Source organism: Pseudomonas sp. 13B_2.1_Bac1 (assembly GCF_025466155.1).
Classification (GTDB): domain Bacteria; phylum Pseudomonadota; class Gammaproteobacteria; order Pseudomonadales; family Pseudomonadaceae; genus Aquipseudomonas; species Aquipseudomonas aylmerensis.
Window position 1 is genome coordinate 37,873 of the sequence record NZ_JANLOH010000115.1, and the last position, 25,591, is coordinate 63,463.

19 protein-coding genes are annotated in these 25,591 nt (G+C 63.0%); 10 read left to right on the forward strand and 9 right to left on the reverse strand.

Features of this window, described 5'->3' with window-relative positions; all coding sequences use genetic code 11:
* The first annotated feature begins 10 nt into the window (after window positions 1-10).
* The 3 genes from NTD80_RS30050 to NTD80_RS30060 are packed head-to-tail and all read left to right on the forward strand — an operon-like array spanning window position 11 to window position 2,872.
* Window positions 11-922 (forward strand): ABC transporter permease subunit, encoded by a 912-nt coding sequence (locus NTD80_RS30050; protein WP_027604858.1) that lies wholly within the window; start codon window positions 11-13, stop codon window positions 920-922.
* Between the two features lie 10 nt (window positions 923-932).
* The gene (locus NTD80_RS30055) at window positions 933-1,901 is read left to right on the forward strand and encodes an ABC transporter ATP-binding protein (RefSeq protein ID WP_024073411.1); all 969 of its coding nucleotides are present in this window, start codon (window positions 933-935) and stop codon (window positions 1,899-1,901) included.
* Window positions 1,901-2,872: a peptide ABC transporter ATP-binding protein gene (locus NTD80_RS30060; protein WP_025856265.1), complete on the forward strand. Its 972-nt coding sequence runs from the start codon at window positions 1,901-1,903 to the stop codon at window positions 2,870-2,872. The genes NTD80_RS30055 and NTD80_RS30060 overlap by 1 nt, the downstream gene beginning before the upstream one ends.
* A 129-nt stretch (window positions 2,873-3,001) precedes the next feature.
* Here NTD80_RS30060 and NTD80_RS30065 read toward each other — a convergent pair whose 3' ends face one another.
* The 3 genes from NTD80_RS30065 to NTD80_RS30075 all read right to left on the reverse strand — a co-directional run bounded on the left by NTD80_RS30065 (window position 3,002) and on the right by NTD80_RS30075 (window position 6,242).
* Entirely contained in the window at window positions 3,002-3,268 is a 267-nt protein-coding gene (locus NTD80_RS30065) for a hypothetical protein (RefSeq protein ID WP_262135822.1), read from the reverse strand.
* A 97-nt stretch (window positions 3,269-3,365) separates the two neighbouring features.
* On the reverse strand, window positions 3,366-3,623 hold the full coding sequence (locus NTD80_RS30070; protein ID WP_262135823.1) for a hypothetical protein: 258 nt from the start codon (window positions 3,621-3,623) through the stop codon (window positions 3,366-3,368).
* Window positions 3,624-4,658: 1,035 nt separating this feature from the next.
* Entirely contained in the window at window positions 4,659-6,242 is a 1,584-nt protein-coding gene (locus NTD80_RS30075) for a peptide chain release factor 3 (RefSeq protein WP_065900628.1), read from the reverse strand.
* Window positions 6,243-6,537: 295 nt separating this feature from the next.
* Here NTD80_RS30075 and NTD80_RS30080 point away from each other — a divergent pair, with 295 nt between their 5' ends.
* From NTD80_RS30080 to NTD80_RS30100, 5 genes are all read left to right on the forward strand, one after another.
* Window positions 6,538-7,290, forward strand: a complete 753-nt coding sequence (locus NTD80_RS30080) for an ABC transporter permease (RefSeq protein ID WP_257235904.1) — start codon at window positions 6,538-6,540, stop codon at window positions 7,288-7,290.
* A gap of 20 nt (window positions 7,291-7,310) precedes the next feature.
* Window positions 7,311-8,204 carry a glycine betaine ABC transporter substrate-binding protein gene (locus NTD80_RS30085; RefSeq protein WP_262135824.1) on the forward strand — a complete coding sequence of 298 codons (894 nt, stop codon included), beginning with the start codon at window positions 7,311-7,313 and terminating at the stop codon, window positions 8,202-8,204.
* A gap of 11 nt (window positions 8,205-8,215) precedes the next feature.
* Entirely contained in the window at window positions 8,216-8,869 is a 654-nt protein-coding gene (locus tag NTD80_RS30090) for an ABC transporter permease (RefSeq protein WP_065900622.1), read from the forward strand.
* The gene (locus tag NTD80_RS30095) at window positions 8,866-10,023 is read left to right on the forward strand and encodes a betaine/proline/choline family ABC transporter ATP-binding protein (RefSeq protein ID WP_065900620.1); all 1,158 of its coding nucleotides are present in this window, start codon (window positions 8,866-8,868) and stop codon (window positions 10,021-10,023) included. Before NTD80_RS30090 ends, NTD80_RS30095 begins: the two co-directional genes overlap by 4 nt.
* Window positions 10,024-10,497: 474 nt before the next feature.
* The gene (locus NTD80_RS30100; protein ID WP_025856258.1) at window positions 10,498-11,661 is read left to right on the forward strand and encodes a type III PLP-dependent enzyme; all 1,164 of its coding nucleotides are present in this window, start codon (window positions 10,498-10,500) and stop codon (window positions 11,659-11,661) included.
* Between the two features lie 87 nt (window positions 11,662-11,748).
* On the opposite strand, the gene NTD80_RS30105 is transcribed toward NTD80_RS30100, so the two are convergent.
* Together NTD80_RS30105 and NTD80_RS30110 are read right to left on the reverse strand one after the other, a co-directional pair.
* Complete coding sequence (locus NTD80_RS30105) at window positions 11,749-12,501, reverse strand: tetratricopeptide repeat protein (protein ID WP_262135825.1); 753 nt, start codon at window positions 12,499-12,501, stop codon at window positions 11,749-11,751.
* 1 nt (window position 12,502) lies between these two features.
* Entirely contained in the window at window positions 12,503-13,183 is a 681-nt protein-coding gene (locus NTD80_RS30110) for a Fe2+-dependent dioxygenase (RefSeq protein WP_065900613.1), read from the reverse strand.
* Between the two features lie 205 nt (window positions 13,184-13,388).
* Here NTD80_RS30110 and NTD80_RS30115 point away from each other — a divergent pair, with 205 nt between their 5' ends.
* Together NTD80_RS30115 and NTD80_RS30120 are read left to right on the forward strand one after the other, a co-directional pair.
* Window positions 13,389-15,692: a TonB-dependent receptor gene (locus tag NTD80_RS30115; protein ID WP_262135826.1), complete on the forward strand. Its 2,304-nt coding sequence runs from the start codon at window positions 13,389-13,391 to the stop codon at window positions 15,690-15,692.
* A 136-nt stretch (window positions 15,693-15,828) separates the two neighbouring features.
* The gene (locus NTD80_RS30120; RefSeq protein WP_262135827.1) at window positions 15,829-18,354 is read left to right on the forward strand and encodes a sulfite reductase flavoprotein subunit alpha; all 2,526 of its coding nucleotides are present in this window, start codon (window positions 15,829-15,831) and stop codon (window positions 18,352-18,354) included.
* A 54-nt stretch (window positions 18,355-18,408) separates the two neighbouring features.
* Here NTD80_RS30120 and NTD80_RS30125 read toward each other — a convergent pair whose 3' ends face one another.
* From NTD80_RS30125 to ptsP, 4 genes are all read right to left on the reverse strand, one after another.
* The gene (locus tag NTD80_RS30125) at window positions 18,409-19,950 is read right to left on the reverse strand and encodes an alkaline phosphatase D family protein (RefSeq protein ID WP_262135828.1); all 1,542 of its coding nucleotides are present in this window, start codon (window positions 19,948-19,950) and stop codon (window positions 18,409-18,411) included.
* A 100-nt stretch (window positions 19,951-20,050) separates the two neighbouring features.
* Window positions 20,051-21,763 carry a PTS fructose-like transporter subunit IIB gene (locus NTD80_RS30130; RefSeq protein WP_262135829.1) on the reverse strand — a complete coding sequence of 571 codons (1,713 nt, stop codon included), beginning with the start codon at window positions 21,761-21,763 and terminating at the stop codon, window positions 20,051-20,053.
* A gap of 11 nt (window positions 21,764-21,774) precedes the next feature.
* Window positions 21,775-22,695 carry a 1-phosphofructokinase gene (gene pfkB, locus NTD80_RS30135; RefSeq protein ID WP_262135830.1) on the reverse strand — a complete coding sequence of 307 codons (921 nt, stop codon included), beginning with the start codon at window positions 22,693-22,695 and terminating at the stop codon, window positions 21,775-21,777.
* The gene (gene ptsP, locus NTD80_RS30140; RefSeq protein WP_262135831.1) at window positions 22,696-25,554 is read right to left on the reverse strand and encodes a phosphoenolpyruvate--protein phosphotransferase; all 2,859 of its coding nucleotides are present in this window, start codon (window positions 25,552-25,554) and stop codon (window positions 22,696-22,698) included. It lies immediately after the preceding gene.
* Window positions 25,555-25,591: the final 37 nt, after the last annotated feature.

Sequence of the window (25,591 nt, forward strand, 5' to 3'; positions counted from 1 at the left end):
GATCATGACCATGACCACACCTACTCAAGTGTCAGCAGTCGATCAGAGCCTGCTGTACCCGTCCCCGTACAAAGAATTCTGGCAAGCCTTCTCCAAGAACAAAGGCGCGGTTGCCGGCCTGCTGTTCATGTTGCTGATCGTGTTCTGCGCGATCTTCGCCCCCTGGGTGGCCCCGCATAACCCCAGCGAGCAATACCGTGACTTCCTGCTGACCCCGCCATCGTGGCTGGAAGGCGGGCAGATCCAGTTCCTGCTCGGTACCGATGAACTGGGCCGTGACCTGCTCTCGCGCCTGATCCAGGGCTCTCGCCTGTCCTTGCTGATCGGCCTGTCGTCGGTGGTGATGTCGCTGATCCCGGGGATCCTGCTGGGGCTGTTCGCCGGGTTCTTCCCGCGCTTGCTTGGCCCGACCATCATGCGCCTGATGGACATCATGCTGGCCCTGCCGTCGCTGCTGCTGGCAGTTGCCATTGTCGCGATCCTCGGCCCTGGCCTGATCAACACCGTGATCGCCATCGCCATCGTGTCGCTGCCGTCCTACGTCCGCCTGACCCGCGCGGCGGTGATGGGCGAGCTGAACCGTGACTACGTGACCGCCGCCCGCCTCGCCGGTGCCGGCCTGCCGCGCCTGATGTTCATCACCGTGCTGCCCAACTGCATGGCACCGCTGATCGTCCAGGCCACCCTGAGTTTCTCTTCGGCGATCCTCGATGCCGCAGCCCTGGGCTTCCTCGGCCTTGGCGTCCAACCGCCAACCCCTGAGTGGGGCACCATGCTGGCTTCGGCCCGTGACTACATCGAACGCGCCTGGTGGGTGGTGAGCTTGCCTGGTTTGACCATTTTGCTCAGCGTGCTGGCAATCAACTTGATGGGTGACGGCCTGCGCGACGCGCTGGACCCGAAACTCAAGAACGCCGCCTGAGGAGATTCCCATGTCACTGTTAGAAATCAAGAATCTCAACGTGCGCTTCGGCGACAAGACCGCCGTGCCGGTGGTCGATGGCCTCGACATTTCCGTCGACAAAGGCGAAGTACTGGCAATCGTTGGCGAGTCGGGCTCAGGTAAATCCGTGACCATGATGGCGCTGATGGGCCTGATCGAGCACCCCGGCATCGTCACCGCCGACGCGCTGAACTTCGACGGCAAGGACATGCTCAAGCTGAGCAACCGCCAGCGCCGCCAGATCGTCGGCAAGGACCTGGCAATGGTGTTCCAGGACCCGATGACCGCGCTGAATCCCAGCTACACCGTGGGCTTCCAGATTGAAGAAGTACTGCGCCTGCACCTGAAGATGTCCGGCAAGCAAGCGCGCAAGCGGGCCATCGAGCTGCTCGAAAAGGTAGAAATCCCAGGCGCTGCCAGCCGTATGGATGCCTACCCGCACCAACTGTCCGGCGGGATGAGCCAGCGTGTGGCCATCGCGATGGCAATTGCCGGCGAGCCGAAACTGCTGATCGCGGATGAGCCGACCACCGCCTTGGACGTCACCATTCAAGCGCAGATCATGGACCTGCTGCTGGCCCTGCAGAAAGAGCAGAACATGGGCCTGGTGCTGATCACCCACGACCTCGCCGTCGTGGCCGAAACCGCCCAGCGCGTGTGCGTGATGTACGCCGGCCAGGCCGTGGAAGTCGGCCAGGTGCCGCAACTGTTCGACATTCCGGCGCATCCGTACAGCGAAGCGCTGCTCAAGGCGATCCCCGAGCACAGCCTCGGCGCCACGCGCCTGGCCACGCTGCCGGGTATCGTGCCCGGCCGCTATGACCGTCCGCAGGGTTGCCTGCTGTCGCCACGCTGCCCGTATGTGCAGGAAAGCTGCCGCCAGACCCGCCCGGGCCTGGACCCTAAATCCAACAGCCTTGCACGCTGCTTCTACCCCTTGAACCAGGAGGTGGCGTAATGGCCGTCGTTCTTACCGCCCGCGACCTGACCCGTCACTACGAAGTGTCCCGTGGCCTGTTCAAGGGCCACGCCACCGTGCGTGCCCTCAATGGTGTGTCCTTCGAGCTGGAAGCCGGCAAGACCCTCGCCGTGGTGGGCGAGTCGGGTTGCGGCAAGTCCACCCTGGCCCGTGCACTCACGCTGATTGAAGAGCCGTCGTCGGGCTCGTTGAAAATCGCCGGCCAGGAAGTTGCCGGCGCCGACAAAGCCCAGCGCAAGCAATTGCGCAAAGACGTGCAGATGGTGTTCCAGAGCCCGTACGCCTCGCTGAACCCTCGGCAGAAAGTCGGTGATCAACTCGGCGAGCCGCTGTTGATCAACACCAACCTGTCCGCTGCCGAACGCCGCGAGAAAGTGCAGGCGATGATGAAGCAGGTGGGCCTGCGCCCCGAGCATTACCAGCGCTACCCGCACATGTTCTCCGGTGGCCAGCGCCAGCGCATCGCCCTGGCCCGGGCGATGATGCTGCAGCCCAAGGTGCTGGTGGCGGACGAACCGACTTCGGCACTCGACGTGTCGATCCAGGCCCAGGTGCTCAACCTGTTCATGGACCTGCAGCAGGAGTTCAACACTGCCTACGTGTTCATCTCCCACAACCTGGCGGTGGTCCAGCATGTGGCCGACGACGTGATGGTGATGTACCTCGGTCGCCCGGTGGAAGTGGGCCCCAAGGAAGATATCTACGCCCGCCCCTTGCACCCCTACACCCAGGCGCTGCTGTCGGCGACCCCGACGATTCACCCGGACCCGAACAAGCCGAAGATCAAGATCGTCGGCGAGTTGCCCAACCCGCTGAACCCGCCGCCGGGCTGCGCGTTCCACAAGCGCTGCCCGTATGCGACCGCGCGATGCAGCACCGAAGAGCCGCAATTGCGGGCGCTGGATAACCGTCAGGTGGCCTGCCACTACGCGGAGCAATTCGTCGCCTGAGATCATCCGTGCCCTGCACGGGAATGATAAAGGCCCTGGGGGGTTAGCCCAGGGCCCTGCAGAAGTTGTACCGCCCCACCTGTCGGATTGCGCATCAGTCCGGCAGGCGGGGCTTTTTTTTACCTCGACTTACGTATCGCTGTCACCGTCAGCATCGGCGTCATCGTCGTCTGGTGGGGCTTGCTGGTCGTCATCATCCTTGGAGCCGCCCTGGTCTTCATCACCCGGCTCGGACTCGCTCTTGGCCAGCTGCAAGCCACCCGCCTGCGCCGTCTTCGCCGCGACAAACCCTGGGGCCTGGCTCTGCACGGCCGTACTGGCCCACGCAGAGGACGCGCCCAGCGACAACATCACCAGCACTTTCAGCAGCAGCACTAAACGTTGAAAAATACTCATGGTCGATTTCCGTCCAGTCAGTGAATCACGTGCGCCGGCGTTCGACCGTCGCTGTGAATTAAGCTAGTTCCGATCCTGGGTTTGCGCCACTCGCGCTTCAGGTATCACCGTCGTCATAGGTGTCACTGTCTTCCCCTTCGTTGTAGGGGTTTTCTGCATCCTCCTTGGGCGCCGGCTGGGCCTGTGGCTGCCATCCGCCCGAGTTGACCTCGTTCTGCTTTTTCTTGGTCACCGGTCCGGTGTCCTTCCACTGGGGCGTGCCCGCATCCGCCAGCGTCGAGGTGTATGCCAAGGTAGTGGACACGCCCAAGGCTCCCAGCAGCACCAGTTGGATGGCGCGTTGAGTTATACGCAAGGTCCTCTCCTGATCCGTCGGTGAGTGGGTGAAGTAGTTCAAACGCTAGACTGGATGTGGGCTTCTCGCCAATCGTCCTGACAGATGAAAATCAACGGCGGGCACCCGATTCAGCCCCCCACCCTGTAGGTGCTGAGCCAGGCACAGGATTCAGGCCCACACAAATAAGTGTGGGAACTGCGCCAGGCACAGAAATCAGGCCACACATAAATAAGTGTGGGAGCTGGCTTGCCTGCGAAAGCGTTGGGTCAGCCAGCCTATTTATCACTGACACACCGCTTTCGCGGGCAAGCCCGCTCCCACATTGGAACTGCGCCAGGCACAGAAATCAGGCCACACACAAATAAGTGTGGGAGCTGGCTTGCCTGCGAAAGCGTTGGGTCAGCCAGCCTATTTATCACTGACACACCGCTTTCGCGGGCAAGCCCGCTCCCACATTGGAGCTGCGCCAGGCACAGGAATCAGGTCCCACACAAATAAGTGTGGGAGCTGGCTTGCCTGCGAAAGCGTTGGGTCAGCCTGCCTATTTATCACTGACACACCGCTTTCGCGGGCGAGCCCGCTCCCACATTGGAACTGCGCCAGGCACAGGAATCAGGCCCCACACAAATAAGTGTGGGAGCTGGCTTGCCTGCGAAAGCGTTGGGTCAGCCAGCCTATTTATCACTGACATACCGCTTTCGCGAGCAAGCCCGCTCCCACATTGGAACTGCGCCAAGCACAGGATTCAGTCCCCACACAAATAAGTGTGGGAGCTGGCTTGCCTGCGAAAGCGTTGGGTCAGCCAGCCTATTTATCACTGACACACCGCTTTCGCGAGCAAGCCCGCTCCCACATTGGAGCTGCGCCAGGCACAGGAATCAGGCCCACACAAATAAGTGTGGGAACTGCGCCAGGCACAGGATTCAGTCCCCCACAAATAAGTGTGGGAACTGCGCCAGGCATAGAAATCAGGCTTTCGACCCTTAGCTTTATGCCACCCACAAAAAAGGGCAAAGCCATGACAGCTTCGCCCTTCTCTTTACCACTCAGACCTTAATGATGCTCACGGGTCGCGCGGAATTTCACGTCCGGCCAGCGCTCTTCCATCAGCGCCAGGTTGACCCGGGTCGGGGCCAGGTAGGTCAGGTGGCCGCCGCCATCGACCGCGAGGTTTTCCACGGCCTTGTTGGAGAATTCCTCCAGCTTCTTCTTGTCGCTGCAATCGATCCAGCGCGCGGAGTACACGGTGATCGGCTCGTAGGAGCATTCGACCTTGTATTCCTCTTTCAGGCGGCTGGCGACCACATCGAACTGCAGCACACCGACGGCGCCAAGAATGATGTCGTTGCTGCGCTCGGGGAAGAACACCTGGGTGGCGCCCTCTTCCGCCAGTTGCTGCAGACCTTGGCGCAGTTGCTTGGATTTCAGCGGGTCACGCAGGCGAACGCGGCGGAACAGTTCCGGGGCGAAGTGCGGGATACCGGTGAAGCCCAGGGTTTCGCCTTCGGTGAAGGTGTCGCCGATCTGGATGGTGCCGTGGTTGTGCAGGCCGATGATGTCGCCGGCGTAGGCTTCTTCGAGCTGTTCACGCTCGGAGGAGAAGAACGTCAGCGCGTCGCCGATGCGCACGTCCTTGCCGGTGCGCACGTGGCGCATCTTCATGCCTTTTTCGTATTTGCCGGAGCAGATGCGCATAAAGGCGATGCGGTCACGGTGCTTGGGGTCCATGTTCGCTTGGATCTTGAACACGAAGCCGGAGAATTTCTCTTCCACAGGCTCCACGGTGCGCTCGTTGGCCACACGGGCCAAGGGACGCGGCGCCCAGTCGACAACAGCGTCGAGCACGTGGTCGACACCGAAGTTGCCCAGGGCGGTCCCGAAGAACACCGGGGTCAGCTGGCCGTCGAGGAATTCCTGCTGGTTGAACTCATGGCAGGCGCCCTGCACCAGTTCCAGCTGGTCGACAAAGCGATCGTACTCGTCACCCAGGTGGGCGCGGGCTTCGTCGGAATCAAGTTTCTCGATGATCTTGGTTTCGGTGCGCTCGTGACCGTGACCGGCGGTGTAGACAATGATGTAGTCGTCAGCCAGGTGGTACACGCCCTTGAAGTCGCGGTAGCAACCGATCGGCCAGGTGATCGGCGCGGCCTTGATCTTGAGGACCGCTTCGATTTCATCGAGCAGTTCGATCGGGTCGCGGATATCGCGGTCGAGTTTGTTGATGAAGCTGACAATCGGCGTGTCCCGCAGACGGCACACGTCCATCAGCGCGATGGTGCGTGGCTCGACGCCTTTACCGCCGTCGAGGACCATCAGGGCCGAGTCCACCGCGGTCAGGGTGCGGTAGGTGTCTTCGGAGAAGTCTTCGTGGCCCGGGGTGTCGAGCAGGTTGACCATGTGGTCGCGATACGGGAACTGCATGACCGACGTGGTAATGGAAATACCGCGCTGCTTTTCCATTTCCATCCAGTCGGATGTCGCATGGCGGTCGGATTTGCGCGACTTCACCGTGCCGGCCACAGCGATTGCCTTGCCCATCAGCAGGAGCTTCTCGGTGATGGTGGTTTTACCGGCATCGGGGTGGGAAATAATGGCGAAAGTGCGGCGTTTCGCGACTTCGGCGGCCTGGTGGGTCATGGGAAATCGCCTGGCAGGTGAGTCAAAAAAGGGCGGCGAGTATAGCGCAAACCCAGGGTCACGGACCACCGTTCACCCCATTGGGGGTGGCTAAATGCTGCCAAGTGTGGAACCTTTTAAAAGGTAGAGACGTCCACTCCCCTGCTGCCGCACTCGTAACAGGGGCTGAAAAATCAGCAAGTTAGCCTGACGAGGCTGCGCTCATGGCTCGAATACATACTGCATTGCCGGTATCGACGAGCTGCTTTTCGCGACCCTATTCGCCGACAGCCAGGAATGGCATTGCCGCTCGGAAATGTGGTCGCCGACAAAAGAAAAAAGGAGTCCGCCTGTGGCTATTCGCTATGGCAAAGGGCTGATAGGAGGAGCGGTTGTCGTCGCTCTCCTGGCCCTGCTGGTCCACTGGATCGGCATCAACACGATCGAACTGTACCGCGACGATTTGTTGTTTTACCTGCAAGCTCATCTGATCCTCGTTCTTGTCTCCATGCTGGCCGCCCTGATTGTGGGCATCCCCGCCGGTATCCTGCTCAGTCGACCGACTATGGTCGGGCGCGCAGAACGCTTCATGCAAATCTTCAACATCGGCAACACCGTCCCTCCCCTGGCCGTACTGGCCATCGCCCTCGGCGTCCTCGGCATCGGCAGTGGCCCGGCTATCTTCGCGCTGTTCCTCGCCTCCCTGTTGCCCATCGTGCGCAACACCTACGAAGGCCTGAAAAACGTTCAAGGCTCGCTGAAAGAAGCCGCCACCGGCATCGGCATGACGCCGCGCCAGGTGCTGTTTCGCGTGGAATTGCCCAACGCCGTGCCGATCATCATCGGCGGTGTGCGCGTGGCCCTGGCGATCAACGTCGGTACCGCGCCGCTGGCCTTCCTGATTGGCGCCAACAGCCTGGGCAGCCTGATTTTCCCCGGCATCGCCCTGAACAACCAGCCGCAATTGCTGCTTGGCGCCGCGTGCACCGCGTTGCTGGCATTGCTGCTCGACGGTCTGGTGACCATGGCCAGCCGCCTCTGGCTGGAACGCGGGTTGCGTCCGTCTTAAGGCTTGGCAAAGGAAATCACATGAAAAGACTGACCCTGATATTGAGCTGCGTCCTGCTGTTTGCAGGCATCGCGCAAGCTGCCGAAAAACCGGTGATCCGCATCGGCGCCCGGGTGTTCACTGAACAGACCCTGCTCGCCGAAATCACGTCCCAGTACCTGCGCACCAAGGGCTACGACGCCCGCGTGACCGGCGGCCTGGGCAGCAACCTGGCGCGCAGTGCCCAGGAAAGCGGGCAACTGGACCTGATCTGGGAATACACCGGCGTGTCGCTGGTGGCCTACAACCACGTCGACGAGAAACTCGACAGCGAACACTCCTACGCCCGGGTGAAAGAACTCGACGCGAAAAAAGGCCTGGTCTGGCTCTCGCCGTCGAAATTCAGCAACACCTACGCGTTGGCACTCCCCGAGAACGTGGCCAAGGAATTCCCGCAGATCAACAGCATCAGCGACCTCACCCAAGCCCTTGCGGAAAAAACCAAAGGCACGCGCCTGGTCGCCCTGGACACCGAGTTCGCCAACCGTTCCGACGGCATGGCGGGCATGGTCAAGCTGTATGACATGAACCTCACGCGCAAAAACACCCGGCAGATGGACGCCGGCCTGGTCTACACCGCCCTGCGTAATGGCCAGGTGTTTGCCGGCTTGGTCTACACCACCGATGGTCGCCTGAACGCCTTCAAATTGAAGCTGCTGGAAGACGACAAGCACTACTTCCCGGACTACACCGCAGCGCCGGTGGTGCGTCAGGTTTATCTCGACGCCCACCCTGAGTTGGCCGCCGACCTCAAGCCGCTGGCTGCCCTGTTCGACGATGCAACCATGCGCGAGCTGAACGCGCGGGTCGACGTCGAGCATGAAAGCCCGTCCGCCGTGGCTGCCGATTTCCTGCGCCAGCACCCACTCAACTAAGAGGAGAAGACATGGAATTCCTGAACGCCTTTTCCCATCTTGATTGGGCACAAGTCCTGCACCTGACCTGGCAGCACATTACCCTCGTGGGGATCGCCGTACTGCTGGCGATCTTTATCGGCGTGCCCCTGGGCATCCTGATGACCCGCTTCCCGACCCTGGCCGGCCCGCTGCAAGCCAGCGCCACGGTGCTGCTGACCGTGCCGTCGATCGCCCTGTTCGGCCTGCTGCTGCCGTTCTACTCCAAATTCGGCCAGGGCCTGGGGCCGATGCCGGCGATCACCGCCGTGTTCCTCTACTCCCTGCTGCCGATCATGCGTAACACCTACCTGGCCCTGACCGGCGTTGAACCGGGCATTCGCGAGGCCGCACGCGGCATCGGCATGACCTTCGGCCAGCGCCTGCGCATGGTCGAATTGCCCATCGCCGTGCCGGTGATCCTCGCCGGTGTGCGCACCGCCGTGGTGATGAACATCGGCGTGATGACCATCGCCGCCACCATCGGCGCCGGTGGCCTGGGTGTACTTATTCTGGCTTCCATCAGCCGCAGCGACATGTCGATGCTGATCGTCGGCGCCGTGCTGGTCAGTCTCCTGGCCATCTTCGCCGACCTGCTTCTGCAATGGCTGCAACGCTCGCTGACTCCAAAAGGACTGCTCAAATGATCGAACTTCAAAACCTGACCAAGACTTTTCAAAGCAACGGCAAGACTGTTTCCGCCGTCAACGACGTAAGCCTGACCGTCAACGAAGGCGAGATTTGCGTATTCCTCGGCCCCTCGGGCTGCGGCAAGAGCACCACGTTGAAAATGATCAACCGCCTGATCAAGCCCACGTCGGGCAAGATCCTGATCAACGGCGAAGACACTACCGACCTTGACGAGGTGACCCTGCGCCGCAACATCGGCTACGTGATTCAGCAGATCGGCCTGTTTCCCAACATGACCATCGAAGAAAACATCGTGGTAGTGCCCAAGCTGCTCGGCTGGGACAAGCAGAAATGCCATGACCGCGCTCGCGAGTTGATGAGCATGATCAAGCTGGAACCCAAGCAGTACCTGCACCGCTACCCGCGCGAGCTGTCGGGCGGCCAGCAACAGCGGATCGGCGTGATCCGCGCTTTGGCCGCCGATGCGCCGCTGCTGCTGATGGATGAGCCGTTCGGCGCGGTCGACCCGATCAACCGCGAGATGATCCAGAACGAGTTTTTCGAGATGCAGCGCGCGCTGAACAAGACCGTGATCATGGTCAGCCACGACATCGACGAAGCCATCAAGCTAGGCGACAAGATCGCCATCTTCCGCGCCGGCAAGCTGCTGCAGATCGACCACCCGGACACCCTGCTGGCGCATCCGGCCGACGAGTTCGTCAGCAACTTCGTGGGCCAGGACAGCACCCTCAAGCGCCTGCTGCTGGTGAAGGCCGAAGACGCCGCCGACAACGCCCCGTCGGTGAGCCCGGAAACCCCGGTGGCCGAGGCCCTGGAGTTGATGGACGAACATGACCGCCGCTACATGGTGGTCACCTGCGCCGAGAACAAGGCGCTGGGTTATGTACGACGTCGCGACCTGCACCGTCAGACCGGCACCTGCGGCCAGTACCTGCGCGAGTTCAACGCCACCGCGGCGTACGACGAGCATTTGCGCATCCTGCTGTCGCGCATGTACGAGTTCAACCGCTCGTGGTTGCCGGTGATGGATGCGGAGCGGGTATTCCTCGGCGAGGTGACCCAGGAGTCGATCGCCGAGTACCTGAGTTCCGGTAAGTCGCGTGGCGGCAAGACCAGCATCGTCTCCCCTGCGGAAACTGCGCTGGCATGACCTGACACACCGCGGTCAACATGTGGGAGCGGGCTTGCTCGCGAAGGCGGAGTGTCAGTCACCGGATGCATTGGCTGATACGCCGCATTCGCGAGCAAGCCCGCTCCCACATTGGATCTTCACTGTGCCTGCAACACCCCAAATTGCCCCTCCCGGGGAACATCAATCCGTCACACCTGTCGGTTACATAAGTAGCTGCACGCCATCGCGCGACGAACGCGTGCAAAAACGCGACATTTTTAGTTGATCTATGGCCCCTCACGTCCTAAAGTTCGCGCCGAACGTCCATGCTGGAAACGATCCATCCGGCTCAAGTACTGACGACGAGACAGCAAGGCCAAGGGAAGCGGTTATTCCCATGGCCTTTTTGCTTTCGGCGACATGCCTTGGGAAGTAGGCGAACCAAAGTGGGGATACGGAGGACGTTCATTTGCACCCATTGATCAATACAGTTTGCCCTTAGGAGTTCCCAGCATGTCGATCAACGTCGAAGATTATTTCGCGCGCGCCACTTTTGACAAAATGAAGGCGTTCGCCGACAAGCAAGAAACCCCGTTCGTGGTGATCGACACCGCGATGATCAGCCAGGCCTACGATGACCTGCGCGCCGGTTTCGAATTCGCCAAGGTGTACTACGCCGTCAAGGCCAACCCGGCCGTCGAGATCATCGACCTGTTGAAAGACAAAGGGTCGAGCTTCGACATCGCCTCGATCTACGAGCTCGACAAGGTGCTCGGCCGCGGCGTCAGCCCGGACCGTATCAGCTACGGCAACACCATCAAGAAATCCAAGGACATCCGCTACTTCTACGAGAAGGGCGTGCGCCTGTTCTCCACCGACTCCGAAGCCGACCTGCGCAACATCGCCAAGGCCGCGCCGGGCTCGAAAGTCTATGTGCGCATCCTCACCGAAGGCTCGACCACCGCAGACTGGCCTCTGTCGCGCAAATTCGGCTGCCAGACCGACATGGCCATGGACCTGCTGATCCTTGCCCGTGACCTCGGCCTGGTGCCTTACGGCATCTCCTTCCACGTCGGCTCGCAACAGCGTGACATCAGCGTGTGGGACGCGGCGATCGCCAAGGTCAAAGTGATCTTCGAGCGCCTGAAGGAAGAAGACGGCATCCACCTCAAGCTGATCAACATGGGTGGCGGCTTCCCGGCCAACTACATCACCCGTACCAACAGCCTGGAAACCTACGCCGAAGAGATCATTCGCTTCCTCAAGGAAGATTTCGGTGATGACCTGCCGGAAATCATCCTGGAGCCAGGCCGTTCGTTGATCGCCAACGCCGGCATCCTGGTCAGTGAAGTGGTACTGGTGGCACGCAAATCGCGCACCGCCGTCGAGCGCTGGGTGTACACCGATGTGGGCAAATTCTCCGGCCTGATCGAAACCATGGACGAAGCCATCAAGTTTCCGATCTGGACCGAGAAGAAAGGCGAGATGGAAGAAGTGGTCATCGCCGGTCCTACCTGCGACAGCGCCGATATCATGTACGAAAACTACAAGTACGGCCTGCCGCTGAACCTGGCGATCGGTGACCGCCTGTACTGGCTGTCGACCGGTGCCTACACCACCAGCTACAGCGCGGTTGAGTTCAATGGCTTCCCGCCGCTGAAGTCGTTCTACGTCTGATCATCCCGCCCGGGACGATCACCCTCTGTAGGAGCCGGCTTGCCGGCGATAGCGATCTTCAAGACGCCATCGCCGGCACGCCGGCTCCTACGGGTTCAGGTGTGTGGCGCGCTCTTTGTAAGCCTCGGCCATCGCCCGGATCTGCGGGTCATTCGCCGCCGCCAGCGCCTTGTGCGCCGTGCGCAGGAACTTCAGGTTGCCGCCGGCCAGCGCCTTGCGCAGCCACTCCAGCGCCGCCTCGATCTGGCCTCCGTCCGCCAACACCGCTGCATAACTGAACTGCCCACGGAAATCCCCGGCTTCGGCTGAGCGGCGATACCACGTCACGGCCGTCTCCAGATCCCTGGGGCAACACCGGCCGTCTTCCAGATAGCGCCCCAACAGGTTCATCGACTTGGCATGCCCCTGCTCCGCCGCCTGGCGGTATAACGCCAGTGCCTGCGGTTGGTCTTCAGCAACGCCCCGTCCGGTCGCCAACAGATTGGCATAGTTGTACTGCGCCCAATCCAGTCCGGCCTCGGCTGCCACGCGGTATTCACGCGCCGCGGCGGCCTCATCCACCGCGCAGCCCCAGCCATGCTCCAGGCAGCGACCAGTCATATTGCGCGCCATCAAGTGGCCGCCCTTCGCCGCGATCTGGAACCAGCGCAGCGCCAAGGCTTCATCGCGGGCGATGCCACGGCCTTTCAGCAGGATTTGCCCGAGCAGGGCCTGTGCATCCACCACGCCCTCTTTCGCCGCCATCAGGATCGCCTGGGCCGCGCGCACCGGGGAGTCGTCGAGCATGCTCTGCAACTGCTCGACGTTGAGCACTTCTTCGCGACGCAACAAAAAGCCCATGTCAGACCTCGACCCAGCGGCGCAGCAGGTTGTGATACGTGCCGGTGAGCTGGATCAGGGCCGGATGGTCAGGCACATCGCGGGTCAGTTGCTGGATCGCGCCGTCCATCTCGAACAGCAGGGTGCGCTGGCTGTCTTCGCGCACCAGGCTTTGCGTCCAGAAAAACGAGGCATAGCGCGCACCACGGCTCACGGCGTTGACTTTGTGCAGGCTGGAGCCGGGGTACAGCACCATGTCGCCGGCCGGCAACTTCACGCGCTGCAGGCCGAAGGTGTCCTGGATCTCCAGCTCGCCGCCGTCGTATTCCTCCGGGTCGCTGAAGAACAGCGTCGACGACAGGTCGGTGCGCACCCGCTCGTGACTGCCCCGGGCCTGGCGCACGGCATTGTCGATATGGAAGTCGAAGCTGCCACCCGCGGTGTAGCAGTTGAACAACGGCGGGAAAACTTTGTGCGGTAACGCCGCTGACATAAACAGCGGATTTTTCCACAGGCGCTCAAGCATCGCCGCACCGATTTCCTTGGCCAATGGATGACCTTCGGGCAATTGCAGATTGTGCTTGGCCTTGGCGGATTGGTGCCCGGCGGTGATTTTTCCGTCGGCCCACTCGGTGTTTTCCAGGGCTTGGCGAATGCGCTGCACTTCCTCACGAGAGAACAGGCCGGGAATGTGCAGCAGCATGGGCAGTACCTGATATCGAAGAGACATCAATGATATTGATTCTTATCCACGCTGTAAAACATGCCAGACGAACGACTTCGTAAAAACCGTAAGCAAAAAGTGTAAAGAATGTAAATTCAGTGCGAATAGCAATGTATCGCAATTGATAGAAAGTCTTGTTGACCCTATATTCCGCGGCCTCACATCCTTGGGGAAAGGACACGTCATGTCGCGCACCACTACAAAAATACCTGCCAGTTCACCACGCATGCTGGCTTCGGCCATCGGCGTCGCCCTCAGCGCCGGCTCTGTCGCCCATCTGGCGCAGGCGGCCGAAGACACTGAACAAAAAGGCCAGCGCAACAGCATCTCCCTGGGCGCCACCAGCATTACCGGGGAAGAGCAGGACACCACGTCCTACCAGGTCGAGAAAGCCTCTTCGCAGAAATACACCGCCCCGCTGGTGGACACGCCGCGCTCGGTCACCGTGGTGCCGCAACAAGTGCTCAAGGACACCGCCGCCACTTCATTGCAGGATGCCTTGCGCACCGTCCCGGGGATCACCTTCGGCGCCGGCGAAGGTGGCAACCCCCAGGGCGACCGCCCATTCATCCGCGGTTTCGACGCCCAGGGCGACACCTACCTGGACGGCGTGCGCGACACCGGCGGCCAGAGCCGTGAGATCTTCGACATTGAATCCATTGAAGTCAGCAAAGGCCCGAACTCCTCGTTCGGCGGCCGTGGCTCGGCCGGTGGCAGCCTCAACCTGGTGAGCAAGACCCCACAAGCGCGGGACTTCACCAACGGCGGCTTCACCTATGGTTCCGACCAGACTCGCCGCTATGTGCTCGACGTCAACCGCCAGTTCCTCGACGACAGCGCCGCGTTCCGCCTGAACCTGATGAGCCACGAGCAAAACGTGGCCGGTCGCGATGCGATCAACTATGACCGCTGGGGCGTGGCGCCGTCGCTGACCTTCGGCCTGGGCACGCCGACCCGCGTCAACCTCAGTTACTACCACATGGAAAGCGACGACCTGCCGGATTCGGGCATTCCGTATGGCTACGGCTCCTCGACGGCCACCGCCCACGTGCATGACAAACCCAACGATGGCGGCGACAGCACAAACTTCTATGGCTTGAAGGACCGTGATTTCCGCAAGACCCGCGCCGATATCAGCACGATCTCCATTGAGCACGACCTGAGCGACACCATGACGCTGAAAAACACCCTGCGTCATGGCAGCACCGGCCAGGACTACGTGCTCACTCAGCCGGATGACAGCCAGCGTAACGTCAGCCGTTTTGGCACGGTGTGGCGTCGCGCGAACACGCGGGTCTCCACTACCACGACCACCACCAACCAGACCGATCTGTTCGGCAGCTTCCAAGCCCTGGGCTTCAAGCACAGCTACTCGACCGGCCTGGAGTTCACCGGCGAAGAAACCCGTGTCAGCGGCTACACCGTCACACCTAACACCAACCCGACCTGCACCGTGGCTGGTGGCGGTCGAGGTGGTCAGTGCACCTCGCTGAGCAACCCGAACCCGGACGACGCCTGGAACGGCACCATCGCACGCAATTACAACGGCACCAATACCAAGGCCACCAGCCGCGCCGCTTATGTGTTCGACACCATTGAACTCGACCCGAAATGGCTGTTGAACGTCGGCCTACGTTACGACACTTTCGACACCGAAGCCAACACCAACGCCGTACCAAGCTCCACTGTCCAGGCCCGCAGCAAGGTCAAGGACGACAGCCAATTCTTCAACTGGCAAGCCGGCCTGGTGTGGAAGCCGCTGGACAACGGCAGCATCTACACGTCCTACGCTACCTCTGCCTCGCCCGCAGGCGGGCTGGTGGGTGAAGGCGTGGACAACAACTCGATCCCGACCGGCATCAACACCAGCGACCTCAAGCCGGAAGAAACCGTCAACTACGAGCTGGGCACCAAATGGGACCTGTTCCACAACCGCCTGTCCCTGTCTGCGGCAGTGTTCCGTACCGAGAAGAAAAACACGCGCATCCTGGTCGATTCCAACACCTACGAAACCGCGGGTGAATCTCGTGTCGACGGCCTGGAGCTGTCGGCCAGTGGCAAAATCACCGAGCAATGGCAAGTGTTCGCCGGCTATAGCTACTTGAAAGCCGAGCTGGTTGATCCCGGGAAGAACGGCAACCGCCTGGGCGTCGTGCAGGCCGGTTCCAACAAAGGCAACCAGATGCCCAACACGCCGAAAAACTCGTTCAGCCTCTGGACCACCTATGACGTGACCCCGAAGCTGACCATCGGCGGCGGCGCGTTCTACGTCGACCAGGTTTATGGCGATGCGGCCAACACTCTGTACGTGCCGTCCTATACCCGCTACGACGCCATGGCCAGCTACAAGCTGACCAAGAACGTCGACCTGCAATTGAACGTGCAAAACCTGACCGACAAGACTTACTACGACAAGGCCTACGCTTCACACTTCGCCAACCAGGCAGCCGGGCGTACTGCGTTGTTGACCACCAGTTTCCACTTCTAAACGCGCTCGACGCGCAACCAGGAGCCCCACGCATCGGATGCGCGGGGCTTTTGCGTGTAAAACAGAATGTTTCTCGACAACTCACGGCATAATGCGCGCCGTGGCATTTACAGACAGATGAGCGAGGCGGTCCGACGTGTTGAAGAAAACCCTGTTCCAGTTGCACTGGTTCTTCGGCATCACTGCCGGGCTGGTGCTGGCCTTGATGGGGATCACCGGGGCTGCGGTCTCGTTTCAGGATGAAATACTGCGGGCGCTCAACCCGACGGTGCTCAGCGTGCAAAAACGCGAGGCCGGGGTACTGCCGCCCGCCGAATTGGTGCGCAAGCTCGAAGCCACCGAAGGCAAGACCGTGTCGATGCTGTGGGTCGAAGGCGAAAGCGGCAACGCCGCGCGCGTGTTCTTCACCCCGCCACCCGGCGAGCGCCGTGGCCAGATGCGCTACTTCGATCCCTACACCGGCGACTACATGGGCGACGCTGTCGGCCAGGATGTCTTCGGCTTTATCCTGCAACTGCACCGCTTCCTGGTCATGGGTGAAACCGGCCGGCAGATTACCGGTGCGTGCACGCTGATCCTGGTGTTCTTCTGCCTCTCCGGCCTGTACCTGCGCTGGCCACGCCAGGTGGCAAGCTGGCGTGCCTGGCTGACTCTGGACTGGCGCAAAAAAGGCCGCAGCTTCAACTGGGACCTGCATTCGGTGTTCGGCACCTGGTGCCTGCTGGCCTACCTGTTGTCGGCGCTGACCGGCCTGTCGTGGTCCTACGACTGGTACAGCCAGGGCCTGACCAAGCTGCTGTCCGATGCCCCGCAAAATGAGCGCGTGCGCAAACGTGGACCGGCGCCCGAAGGCCCTTTGCCGGTGGCCAACTATGACGCGATCTGGAGCAGCATCTACAGCAATGCCGGTCCCGGCCTCAGCGCCTACAACATCCGCATGCCCGCCGTCGCGGGGCAGCCGGCCACCGTCTACTACCTGTTGAAAGACTCGCCCCATGACCGTGCGCTGAACCAGATCAACCTGGACCCGGCCACCGGCGAGGTCAAATCCCACGACCAGTACGCGAGCAAGAGCCTCAAGTCGCAGCTGCTGACCAGTATCTACGCGCTGCACACCGGCAGTTACTTCGGCCTGGCGGGGCGCATCATCCTCACCGTCAGCTCGCTGCTGATGCCGCTGTTCTTCATCACCGGCTGGCTGCTGTACCTGGACCGCCGGCGTAAAAAACGCCAGGTGCGCGACGCACGCAAAGGCCTCGGCGCCAACCACAGTGATGCTCCGGCCTGGTTGATCGGCTTTGCCAGCCAGAGCGGCTTTGCCGAGCAGTTGGCCTGGCAGACGGCCGGGCAATTGCAGGCTGCCGGCTTGCCGGTGAAGGTGCAGCCCTTGGGCAGTGTCAGCCAGGACGACCTGCGCCAGTCGCAGAATGCGTTGTTTGTAGTCAGCACCTTCGGTGACGGCGAAGCGCCCGACAGCGCGCGGGGTTTCGAGCGCAGCGTGCTCGGCCAGGACATGTCCCTCAAGGGCCTGAACTACTCGGTATTGGCCCTGGGTGACCGACAGTACGAACACTTCTGCGGCTTTGCCCGCCGCCTGCATTTCTGGCTGACCAACCAGGGCGGCAACCCGCTGTTCGCCCCGGTCGAAGTGGACAGCGGCGACAGCGCCGCGCTGCTCAACTGGCAACAACAACTGGGACAGCTGACAGGGCACGCACCGGCCGCCGCCTGGCCGACCGCCCAATACGAAAACTGGACGCTGAGCCAGCGCACCCTGCTCAACCGCGACAGCACAGGCTCGGATGTCTACCTGCTCGGCCTCACCAGCACGTCGCCACAGCGCTGGGAGGCCGGCGATCTGGTCGAAGTCCTGCCGCGCAACTGCCCATGGGCCATCGAGCACTTCCTGGAAGGACTGGGCCTGGCCGGCAGCGACGGCGTACTGATCGACGGCCTGGCGCAAACCCTCAACCAGGCCCTGGCCACGCGCCAATTGCCGGACAACCGCGCGCACCTGGTAGGCCTGCATGCCCAGGCACTGGTGAATGCACTGGCGCCGCTGGGCATGCGCGAATACTCCATCGCCTCGATCGCCAGCGACGGCGTGCTGGAACTCATCGTGCGCCAGGAGCGCCACCCGGATGGCGGCCTGGGCGTCGGCTCGGGTTGGCTCACCGAGCATGCGGCCATCGGTGCCGCAATCAGCCTGCGCCTGCGCCGCAACAGTGGCTTCCACCTGCCGGACGCGCCCGTGCCGTTGATCCTGCTGGGCAATGGCACGGGCCTGGCTGGCCTGCGCAGTTTGCTCAAGGCGCGCATTGCCGATGGCCAGCAGCGCAACTGGCTGTTGTTCGGCGAACGCAATATCAAGCATGACTTCCTGTGCCAGGACGAGCTGCAAGGCTGGCTCGCCAGCGGTGACCTGGCGTTGCTGGACCTGGCGTTCTCACGCGACCAGGAGGAAAAAATCTACGTGCAGGATCGCCTGCGTGAATCGGCCGAGGTACTGCGCAGGTGGCTGGCAGAAGGCGCGGCGATTTATGTGTGCGGGAGCCTGCAGGGGATGGCGACCGGGGTGGATCAGGCGTTGGTGGACATACTCGGCAGTGACGCGGTGGAGCGCTTGATCGAACAAGGCCGCTACCGCCGCGACGTCTACTGATGATCAACTGTGGGCGCAGGCTTGCCTGCTCCCACAGTGTTGAGCGCAGGCCAATCAGGCGGGTTGCAGCTTTTGCTCGAATACCGAGACGCCATCCAGGTCACGCAGGATCACGGTCAACTCCGCAGTCTGCCCATCGATCTGCACCTCGCCAAAAAACTGGAAACCCGCAAACGGCGACGTGTTCTGCGCCGGTGGGGCCTTTTCGAACACCACCTCGGGGCCAAAGGTCTTGTCCAGCGGATTAGGCCCGAAGCTGCCCGCATTCAACGGCCCGGCGACAAACTCCCAGAACGGCTCGAAATCCTGGAACGCCGCGCGATCCGGATGATAGTGATGCGCCGCGCAATAATGCACGTCTGCCGTCAGCCAGACATGGTTGCGCACCTGCTGTGCACGCAGGAACCCAAGCAGCTCGGCGATTTCCAGCTCGCGGCCCTGGGCCGGGCCCGGGTCATTATTGGCGATGGCTTCCCAACGCGGCACGCCGGGGCTGACTTCGCCGTCGGGCACGCCGAGGCCGATAGGCATGTCGGCGGCGATGACCTTCCACTGCGCCTGGGAAGCCTTGAGTTCACGCTTGAGCCAGTCCAGTTGCTCGCGGCCGAGGAAGGGCTTTTCCGCGCCCAGGTTGTCGTCGTTGGGGCCGCGATAGCTGCGCATATCGAGCACGAACACATCCAGTAGCGGCCCATAGCTGAGCTTGCGATAAATGCGCCCGCCACCGTCGGCGGCTTGCCGGCGCATCGGCGAATATTCCAGCCAGGCCTGACGCGCGCGGCCGACCAGGGTGTGGATGTCCTTGGTCTGGTAGCGCTCGTCGAGTTGCTTGCTCGGCGACCAGTTGTTCACCACTTCATGGTCGTCCCACTGCCAGATCTGCGGCACTTCGGCATTGAAGCGGCGCACGTTTTCATCCAGCAGGTTGTAGCGGTAATTGCCGCGATATTCATCCAGGGTTTCGGCGACTTTGCTCTTGGCCTCGGTGGTGATATTGCGCCAGATGCGCCCGCCTTCGGTGACCAGTTGCGCGGGCACCGGGCCGTCAGCGTAGATGGTGTCGCCGCTGTGGATAAAAAAATCCGGCAGGCGCAGGCGCATGGCTTCGTAGATGCGCATGCCGCCGATGTCCGGGTTGATGCCAAAGCCTTGGCCCACGGTGTCGCCGCTCCACACAAACCGGATGTCACGGCGCTGTTGCGGCACGCTGCGCAGGTGGCCGAACCAAGGTTCGCTGGCCACGCCGGTCTGGGCGTCTTCGAAGTGCACGCGATAGAAGATCGCCTGGTCGGCGGGGAGTCCGGTAAGTTCGACGCGGGCGGTAAAATCGGTGCGGCTGTCGGCCAGCGGCGAGACGAATTTGCGCGGGTTGCTGAACACGCTGCGGGTGTCCCACTCCACCACCATCTTCGCCGGGCGGTCGCTGCGGCTCCAGATCATCGCGCGATCGCCCAGCAGGTCGCCGGACTGCACGCCATCGGTGAGTTGCGGGCGATCTTTCACCGAAGCGATCACCGCCGGGGCCAGGCCCGGCAGCAACAGGCCGGCGCCGACGGCTTGCATCACGCGGCGACGGCCGAGGTCGAAGTGGCTCATGCAGGTGCCCTCTTGAGTATCAAAAGGGAAACTTAACCACGTCGGGATGAAAGCCAGATGACACCCCACTGTAGGCGCCGGCAAGCCGGCCCCTACAGGATCAGGCAGGGGCGACGGCCAGCTCCACCGCTTCCGGGCGCTTGATCAGCGCGTACACCAACCCGGTCAGCAGGCTACCCGCGACAATCGCCAGCAAGTACAGCAACGCATGGTTCATCGCATTCGGGATCACCAGCACAAACAGGCCGCCATGGGGCGCCGCCAGTTTGCAGCCGAAGTACATCGACAGCGCGCCGGTCAACGCGCCGCCGGCGATGCTGGCCGGGATCACGCGCAGCGGGTCCTTGGCGGCAAACGGGATCGCGCCTTCGGAGATAAAGCACAGGCCCAGGATCATCGCGGCCTTGCCGGCCTCGCGTTCAGTCTGGGCGAACTTGCGCCGCGCCAGGAACGTGGCGATGCCCATGCCGATCGGCGGCACCATGCCGGCGGCCATGGTCGCGGCCATCGGTGCGCCACTCTGCGCGGCCAACAGGCCGACGGAAAACGCATACGCGGCCTTGTTGATCGGCCCGCCGAGATCCACGCACATCATGCCGCCCAGCAGGATGCCCAGCAGCACCGCATTAGTGGTGCCCATGGTGCTGAGAAAATCCGTCAGCCCGGTGAGCATGCGCGCCACCGGCGGGCCGACCAGGTAGATCATCGCCAGGCCGGTAAACAGGCTCGCCAGCAACGGGATGATCAGGATCGGCTTGAGCGCTTCCAGGCTTTGCGGCAACTTCACCGCGCGGGTGATCAGCTTGACGCAATAGCCGGCGAGGAAACCGGCGAAGATCCCGCCGATAAACCCGGCGCCCAGCGTCCCCGCGAGCAGGCCGCCGATCATGCCGGGCGCAATGCCCGGACGGTCGGCAATCGAGTAGGCGATATAGCCCGCCAGCAACGGCACCATCAGCATGAAGGCGCGGTCGCCGACGGTTTTCAGCGCCGCCGCCAAGGTGCCTTCCTGTTCGAACGCGTGGATGCCGAACACGAATGACAAGGCGATCAGCAAGCCCCCCGCCACCACCATCGGCAACATGAACGACACGCCCGTGAGCAGGTGTTTGTAGACGCCGGTTTTTTCCGGCTTCTTGCTCGCCGCACCGCCGGCCGCGCTTTCCACCGCGCCTTCGGCCAGGGCCTTGTTGAGGGTCGCTTCGGACTGCTTGAGCGCAATACCGGTGCCGCAGCGGTAAATTTTCTTGCCGGCGAAGCGCTCGGTGGCGACTTCAATGTCGGCCGCCAGCAACACCACATCGGCGTCGGCGATGGCCTGCGGGCTCAACGGCGTGCGGGCGCCGACTGAGCCTTGGGTCTCGACCTGCAAGTCATACCCCAGGCGCTTGGCCGTTTGCTGCAAGGCTTCGGCAGCCATGAAGGTGTGGGCCACGCCGGTGGGGCAAGCCGTGACGGCAACGATGCGCGGGACGTTTTTCGCGGCGACGGGGGCCGTCGCGACATACACCTGGGCCTCTTGCGCACCGCGGCGCAAGACCGCCTCGACATCCGCCAGCGCCTGGGCCGGGGTGCTCTGGAACACGCGCTTGCCGACAAACCGCTGCATGTCCACCGCGGTGCTGCTGACCAGCAACACCCATTCGGCCGCGTCGAGGGTCGCCTGGGACAGCTGGCGCTCCGGACGTTGCACGTCAACCACTTCGACGCTGGTGCTCCAGCCTTGACGCTGCGCGGCTGCGTCCAACAAGCGGGCGCACAGCACACTGGTGACCATGCCGTTCGGGCAGGCAGTAACAATGGCTAACTTCATCACAATCCCTCTTATTGTTCTGTCAGCGTGCGGACGTCGACGCCGTTTTGCAGGCGCGCCAACTGCGCGTCATCGCTGATGCCGAAACCGATCTGCGTCACCGCCATCGCGGCAATCGCCGTCGCGCGGCGCAGGGTGTGCTCCGGTGTATCGCCACTGAGCAGACCGTGAAGCATCCCGGCCAGCAGCGAGTCACCGGCGCCGACCGTACTGGCGACCGTCACCCTGGGCGGCGTGGCATGCAGGGCCGCCTGCGGGCTGTACCAGGTCACGCCTGCGGCGCCGTCGGAGACGACCACGTGTTCCACCCCTTGCTGATGCAGTTGGTGGATGACGTCAGTGGAATGCCCCAGGGCATCGGCCAGCTCCTCGGTATTGGGCTTGACCAGCCATGGGCTGGCCTTCAGGCCGGCGCGCAGGGCCTCGCCGCTGGTATCCAGGGCGACTTTCAAACCCAGGTCCTTGAGTTGCGCCAGCATGCCCTGGAACCACTGCGCACTGACGCCGCGCGGCAAGCTGCCAGCCACCACCACGGCATCGAACTCAGGGCCGATCACCGCGAGCAGCTTGAGCAAGGCGTGTTGTGCCTGCTCGCTCACCAGCGGCCCCGGCGCGTTGATGTCGGTGACCCGACCGTCCTGTTCGGCAATCTTGATATTGCTGCGGGTTTCGCCCGGCACGCGAATGAACGCGTCGCCAAACCCTCGGCTGGCGATCAGCGCCTCGAACGCCTCGGGGTTGGCCGCACCGAGAAAGCCGCCCACGCTCACCTGATGGCCGAGGTCGGCCAGCACCTGCGCCACATTCACGCCCTTGCCGGCCGCGTGGGTCAGCAGGGTTTCGCTACGGTTGACTTCACCCGGCTCCAGGCGCCCCAGGCGTACCGTCAGGTCCAACGCCGGGTTCAGCGTCAGGGTCAGAATCATTGCCATCTACACGGCCTCCACAAGGGCACGCACTTCGGCGGGCGAACCCACCGCGAGTGCTTTTTGCGCCAGACCCTGGGCCTCGCTCAGACTGAATTCACGCACGCGCGCCTTCACCTCAGGAATGCTGCGGGCCGACACGCTCAGCTCATCCACCCCCAGGCCGACCAGCACCGGCACTGCCAGCGGGTCTGCCGCCAGCTCACCGCACACACCCACCCATTTGCCCTGGGCATGGGCGGCGCGCACGGTGATGTCGATCAGTTGCAGCACGGCCGGATGCAGGCCGTCGGCCTGGGCTGACAGGGTCGGGTGGCCACGGTCGATGGCCAGGGTGTACTGGGTCAGGTCATTGGTGCCGACGCTGAAGAAATCCACTTCCTTGGCCAGCACCGGCGCGAGCAATGCCGCAGATGGCACCTCGATCATGATCCCCAGTTGCAGGTCGGCTACCGGGATTTCCAGGCGCAGGCGCTCGGTCATGTCGCGGGCCGCGCGCCATTCATCCACGCTGCCGACCATGGGGAACATGATGCGCAACGGGCGGTTGTCCGCCGAGCGCAGCAGCGCGCGCAATTGCGCCTCCATGATCTGCGGACGTTGCAAGGTCAGGCGAATGCCACGCACGCCCAGGAAAGGATTTTCTTCCTCGGCGATCGGCCAATACGGCAGCGGTTTGTCGCCGCCCACATCGAGGGTGCGCACCACCAGCGGACGGCCGCCCAGGCCGTCGAGCACGCGGCGGTATTCGGCTTCCTGGGTGGCTTCATCCGGCGCTTGCGGATGGGCCATGAAAATCAGTTCGGTGCGCAGCAAGCCAATGCCTTCGGCGCCCTGCTCCACCGCGCTGGCCACACCGGCGCTTTCGCCGATATTGGCGAACACTTCCACCGCGTGGCCGTCACGGGTCAGGGCCGGCTCATGACGCTGGGCCGAGGCGGCTTGCAGGCGTTGTTCGCGGGTATCGCGTTCGACGGTGGCTCGTTGCAGGGTGGCGGCATCGGGGTCGACATGCAGGCGGCCGCGCTGCCCATCCAGCAACAACGCGGTGCCGGCAGCCAGCAGCAACACCGTCGGACCGGCGCCCACCAGCGCGGGAATCCCCAGGGCGCGAGCGACGATGGCGCTGTGGGCCGTGGCGCCGCCACGCGCGGTGAGGATGCCGGCGACGCGCGCCGGGTCCAGCCGCGCGACGTCCGAGGGGCCCACTTCGTCCATCACCAGGATGTAGGGTTCGCTCGGCTCCTGGGCGGTTTCGACGCCGCACAGTTGCGCCAGCACGCGGCGACCAATGTCGCGCAAATCGGCCGCGCGCTCGGCGAGCAAGGCGTCCTGCAACGACTCCTGCTGTCTGGCGGCGGCTTCGATCACGCTCATCCAAGCCGCTTCGGCGCTTTCGCCTTGCTTGAGGCGGGTGTCGACTTCGTCGGTGAGTTCCGGGTCGTCGAGCATTTCCTGGTGGGTGATGAAAATTTCGCGGATAGCCTTGGCCTGGCTGCGTTCGATCAGGCCCTGGATATCGCCGCGCACGTCGGCCAATGCGGCCTGCAGGCGCTGGCGCTCGATGACCGAGGACTCGCCGCGCAGCGGGTACTCGAACACCTGCTGAACCTGGACATGCGCCGGACCAATCGCGATGCCGGGGGCGGCGGCGATGGCCTGGAGCTGGCTGCCGGCCAGCGGTGCGCTGAGCACCGGTGCGCTATCCGGAGTGGCAGGCTGGGCACTCACGGTCGGCAGCGGCTCGACTTCTTCGCCGAGGCCGGCTTCAACGGCAGCCAACAGCGCGGGCAGCGCGTCACCGGCAATCGCCGGTTCAGCGACAAACTCCAGCACCTGGCCACGTCGGGCGCCGAGGCTGAGCAGCTTGCTCAGGCTCTTTACCGACACGGCGCCTACCGGGCCGTCGACAATGCGCAGACGGATATCGCCGTCAAAACTTTTCGCCAACTGCGCGAGGATCTTCGCCGGCCGCGCGTGCAGGCCATGGGCATTGGCGAGGGTGGCGCGCACGCTGGGCCAGTCCGGCGGCAGTTCGCCACCCAACACTTCGAGCACCGCGCGGCTGCTGGTGGCGCGGCCCAATTCCTGGCCGCGCCCTTCGATCAGCAATGCACACAGGCGTTCCAGCAGGGCCTGGTGCGCTTCGCCCAGGCTGGCCAGGCAGAACAGGCCGTTGAGCGGCTGGCCAAGGTAGCGCATGGGTTTGTCCGGGGTGACAAACGCCAAGCCCGGACGCTTGACGGTCTGCTCGCTGTGCAACCACCACAGGCCATCGCCCAGGGGCAGCGCATCGACCTGTTGCAAGACGGCGGCGAAACCATTGCTCACACAATCGGCCTGACGCAACAGCCGGGCGCCGCGCCATACCAGCTCTTCAAAGTCATCGGCGGACACGCCCAGGCTGATCATCTGCGCGTCCAGCGCCAGCTCCTGTGGCGCACCCTGCAACAGTTTCAGCAGCGCTTCGGCACTGCCGGCACGCCGCAGCGCCTGGCCCAGGTCGGTTTCACCGAGGGCACGGGTAAGCAGTTGCAACAGGCGCAGGTGTTCATCGGACTTGGCCGCGATGCCGATCGCCAGGTAGACGATCTGGCCGTCGCCCCAGTCCACCCCTTCGGGGAACTGCAGCAGGCGCACGCCGGTGGAGAACACCTGGTCGCGGGTTTCGGGGGTGCCGTGGGGGATGGCAATACCTTGGCCGAGAAAGGTCGAGCCTTGGGCTTCACGGGCTTGCAAGCCACTGAGATACCCCTCGGCGACCAGGCCGTCAGCCACCAGTTTGTCAGCGAGCAGGTGCAGGGCGGCAGATTTATCCACAGCCGTCTGGCCCATGGAAATCTGCTCTACAGTGAGCTCAAGCATGCCGTTCTCCTAGTTAGTGCGGGGGCCGCACTAGGTA